The sequence below is a fragment of the Streptomyces nanhaiensis genome, from assembly GCF_046614825.1.
Lineage (GTDB): Bacteria > Actinomycetota > Actinomycetes > Streptomycetales > Streptomycetaceae > Streptomyces > Streptomyces radiopugnans.
This window is the reverse complement of record NZ_JBKJFM010000400.1, coordinates 1-486: the sequence shown is the minus strand read 5'-3', so window position 1 is coordinate 486 and position 486 is coordinate 1. Positions and strand designations below refer to the sequence as shown.

General features: G+C 64.4%; 1 protein-coding gene and 1 pseudogene. One reads left to right on the top strand and one right to left on the bottom strand.

Features of this window, described 5'->3' with window-relative positions; translation table 11 throughout:
* A pseudogene (locus ACLIYP_RS30805) lies at positions 1-106 on the top strand (IS5/IS1182 family transposase); the annotation flags it as partial.
* 31 nt (positions 107-137) lie between these two features.
* On the opposite strand, the gene ACLIYP_RS30800 reads toward ACLIYP_RS30805, so the two are convergent.
* The coding region (locus tag ACLIYP_RS30800) for a hypothetical protein (protein WP_412716347.1) at positions 138-486 on the bottom strand (349 nt) is incomplete at its 5' end.

Below are 486 nucleotides of genomic sequence, written 5' to 3'. Positions count from 1 at the left end.
CATGGCGACTCTCAAGTACTGGCGGCTCCTGCGGAAGCTCCGCTGCAGCACCACCCGGACCACCGCCGTCGTCCGTGCCGTCGTCGCCCTCGAACTCGCCAGCTGATCAAGATGGAAAAGGTTCAGTCACTGCATGATCATTCCACCGTTTCAGGGGCTCCCTGCTCAAACGCGAGGCGGCAGCGTTCAACCTGCTCTGCCACCTGCTCCATGAACCAGCGCATGATCTCGTAGGGGATGACGTGCTCGTCGTGGCTGTGGATGTGGACGGCCGGCTCCAAGCTCGGGTCCTCGTCGGGTATCACCGCCACCATGAAGGCGCTTCCGGGCAGGTGGGTCTGTGCGTTGGGAATCTCAGCCCACGCAGCTGGCGCCGGTACGGCCTCGCTCAGCTCCACACACCAGGCGTCGTCCGGCAAGGAGTAGTGGAACTGGACGGCGTAGTGGCGGCCTGCATGAACGCGCAGCTGTGGCATGCCCGCAGGT